Source organism: candidate division TA06 bacterium (assembly GCA_004376575.1).
Taxonomy (GTDB): domain Bacteria; phylum Hydrothermota; class DG-26; order E44-bin18; family E44-bin18; genus E44-bin18.
Genome location: SOJN01000073.1, coordinates 1 through 3715, shown reverse-complemented (window position 1 = coordinate 3715; position 3715 = coordinate 1). Strand labels below are relative to the sequence as shown.

The 3715-nt window shown below is 49.2% G+C and carries 2 protein-coding genes; both read right to left on the bottom strand.

Annotation, left to right across the window (positions count from 1 at the left end; genetic code table 11):
* The coding region (locus E3J62_05945) for a zinc-ribbon domain-containing protein (protein TET45918.1) at positions 1–721 on the bottom strand (721 nt) is incomplete at its 3' end.
* Between the two features lie 178 nt (positions 722–899).
* Positions 900–2837, bottom strand: coding sequence for a CocE/NonD family hydrolase (locus tag E3J62_05940; protein TET45917.1), 1938 nt, complete (start codon positions 2835–2837; stop codon positions 900–902).
* Positions 2838–3715 lie beyond the last annotated feature (878 nt).

The following is a 3715-nucleotide window of genomic DNA, read 5'->3' as shown; positions in this document are numbered from 1 at the left end:
AGGCGCGTTCTGAGTTTTCCTTTCTTATCTCCTGCACAAGGGTCCTCAATGTCCTCTGTACTTCACGGGGCCTTTTGATGTTCTTCCATACTGGCTCGACTATGGCCGTGCCCACAGCAGATATCATTATGTCGCCACAGTGGAACTTTCTCTGAAAGAATCCCGGCTTCAACCTGTAGAACTGAATTTTGCCCAGAGGATTCTGGTAGATATCTTTGCCAATGACACCTCTAACCCTTATTACACGATCTGTAGTCAAGCCGTAGATTGTATACCGCCAATTGACAAAGGATAGAGAAAGTACCAGAAGGGCAATTATTTCAATCAGTACGCCTGCAAAAACAAGGGCGAAGATGACGCGTATTCCTATTGGAATGAGCGCGGCTCCGATGAGCCAGGGCGCCAGAAGTGTGTATATCATATGTGGCCTTGCTTCAAAGACTATCTTCTCTCTTCTTCTCAGTATGTCTTTGGGCATCATTTTTGGCGTACCATAGAAGAGAACTTCCACTTTGACTTCTTCGGCTCGTTTTTCTCTAGCCTCAATTTCGCTTTGCCTCAACTTGGCTCCGCAATATCTGCAGAAGCTGCTCTCTTTATTCATTTCCTTGTGACAGTCAGGACAAAACACTGCATTGTCTTTTGTGGCGGCAAATACTATCTTCATTGTATGGACCCCACGTTGCTTTACTTTAGTCAGAACATTCCGGACTGGATTCATTTTCCGCTATTATATACTAAATCGATTCCAAAATCATCTGAATTCTACTTCTCGTACTAACACTAACTGAAAAGCATCTTGAATCGCTCTGGGGTCGCTATGTTGGAAAAACCTGGTCAGTTGCTCAATTCTGGACAATATCAATAATCTCGCAGCCCAAAAACTTGCCCTGAAACCTTCATTTCAGGAAGAGCATCTTTCTTGTACTGGTGAAGCCTTCAGTTTCCAGTCTGCAAAAATAGATACCTGAATGGACCTGATTCCCTGAGTCATTCTTCCCGCTCCACATCACGTAGTAAGCTCCGGCAGGTTGTCTCCGGTCTACCAGCGTCCTTATTCTTCGTCCCAATGCATCGTGAATGATAAGATTCACCCCACCAGCCTCTGGTAATTGGTAGCTGATGACGGTGTGTGATCTGAATGGATTGGGGTAACTCCTCAGGGCAACACGCCAGGTTTTGGTTTCTTGCAGGTGCTGCACAAAATTCGAACCTGCGACTACAGGAAGGATCACTGCCGAGCAGTAAGCACCGCCATAATACAGAGTGTTGTTGGCTGTCAACGTGTCTGTCTCCTGATAGGGCGGATCGTCAGTGTTTGGATTGATTTCAAATCTCGGATAATTGCTGGAGGAGATGCAGACTTTAACCTGATGCCCGGAGTTGAAGACAATCGCCGCGGGAGGCAGACTGACTGTAATCGGAACGATTTCGCCTGGAGTGAGAAAAGTGATATCTTCCTCGCGGTCACCTAACCGATAGCGAGCTCGAGCAACGCCATCGGTGACTAACATTTCTCTTCCATCCGGGTAAACATCGACGAGTTTCAAAGTGAAATCGGTATCCTTTCGATCGCTTGATACGAAGAATTCCCCTCGGACGACTCCTTCCACCTGTAGAGGCTCATTCAGGACCTCGGTTAGAAACTCAAGGACGTCGTCGCGAACACCGATAGCAGTCTGGTCAAATGGTCCTCCAGGAATCGTAAGATTGTTACCGCCCAAAGTTGGGACCGGATCACGGGGATCAAAAGTGAAAGTGAGACTGTCATTGTCTGGCGGGACTCCGAGATTGAGTCTGCCACTGTCCGCGAGGAAATATGCCGCCTCCACTGCATTTTCAGGCGGCCAGACATCTCCCTCCAACCATTCACAACCAATTTCCTCGGTCTTGTCCGGATCACCCATAAGGTAGTAGTAGACATCAGGTTCATCCAGAACACCATTCGTGTCGTCCTGGACCCAGTAGTCCAGCCATCGAGCCGTGTAGTCAGACACATCGAAACTCGCATTGGGATACTGTAGTTCTCCGACCGGATCATTGCTGCCCACGGTGCCGTGTATCCATGGGCCCATTACAAGCTTCTGTGGGCCAGCCTGAGGTTTGTCACGTAAGTCGTTGAATGCTGCGACTATCCCGTCAGAAAAGCAATCGTACCACCCTCCGACATGCAACATCGGGGCAGTAATAGAGTCCGTCCGGGTGTGAAGGTCCATGTACTCCCATTCCTCGGTGTAGTAAGGTAGTCCAAGAAAATAGTCAATCATGTACCCTGAGCCCTGGGCACGGAGCCAGTTCTCGCAAAGGGATTTCCGAAATTCACCTCCTGGGAACACGACCTGATGGTAGAAATCAGAACAAGCGACAACGGGAACGCAACTGATCAGGTTGGGATGAAGGGACCCAGCAGCTCGATTGGTGGTGATTCCCCGGGCGGAACTGCCGAACATTCCCACGTTGCCGTTACACCAACTCTGCTGGACTATCCACTCAATCGTATCATAACCGTCTTGTTTTACTCCCCACCCATCATCGAGAAAGACAGAGTCGACACCTTCCGAACCAAATCGACCACGAACATCCTGAACGACTAGTACATATCCCTTACCGTTCCAGTAGGGAGGATTCGCACGATCTATGAATTTCCAGTAGGGTGTTCGATAGAGCAACACAGGGCGCGCTTCAGAGGTATCTGGAAAATACACATCGGTCGCGAGCCTGATACCATCTCGCATCTCAACCATATAGGTTTCCGCGGTCACGTCAGCGTGCGCATAGGACACAGCGCTCCACGCAAATGTCAAGACTATCACCAACATCAGAATCTTTTTGCCCATCTTACCCCTCTCTGTATCAAAGGCGACATCATGCTAGTTTTGAGGGCTTGGTCTTAACATCCTGGGTTCCCCCAATATATCTGGAGTTATTATAGCACACCGATCATATCTTGCACAGGCCTTGTTTTTTGGCTTTCTGCAAGGTCACGGCGACGCTATTCACCACGTGCAAATCCTACTTCTCAGTTTGCAGTTCTTGCCTGGTACTTGATTGACCTCATTTAGATTGCTTTGTGAGATTTCGCTTCCCTCAGTCCTTTTCGCAATTCGCTGTTTGCCCTTCGCCTTCGCCAGCTTACGCTCTCCTCGATGAACTCGGGAGGCCGTGAAACGCCCGCTCGTAAAACGAGCCGGGCGGGCCCCGTGTATCTCAGTTCGCGAGAAACGGGGCAGGCAGAATCTCTGACGATTTTCGATTTTCGGCTGACTGGGCTAGGGTGATGACGCCCTACTCACCACACAATAAAAGAACGTGTCATTGCGAGGAGCGTTAGCGACGAAGCAATCTGGCACAAGCAGATCCGGAGTTTATCCTGAGAGGAGCGAAGGGATTCCGTCCTTCGGACTTCGCTCCCCTCGACTTCGTCCTTCGATGAACTCAGGACTTCGCTCGGGATTAACTCTTTGTAACGAGCTCACTGCGCTTCGCTTGTGCCCTCTAACAAACACTAAACACGATGACAAAAAGCTAATGTCATTCTGGAGGAGTCATTCGCCTTGCGAAGGGCGACGAAGAATCTGCTTTTCGTGAGGCCCTTCGGCCTCCAGAATCCTGTGGCTTCAGGGATTTCGATTTCGCAATTTCGTGTTGTCCACTCTGTGGAGATTGATAATCATATAAAAGGCACCTCGGTATACCAGAAGGTTCTGGTATACTG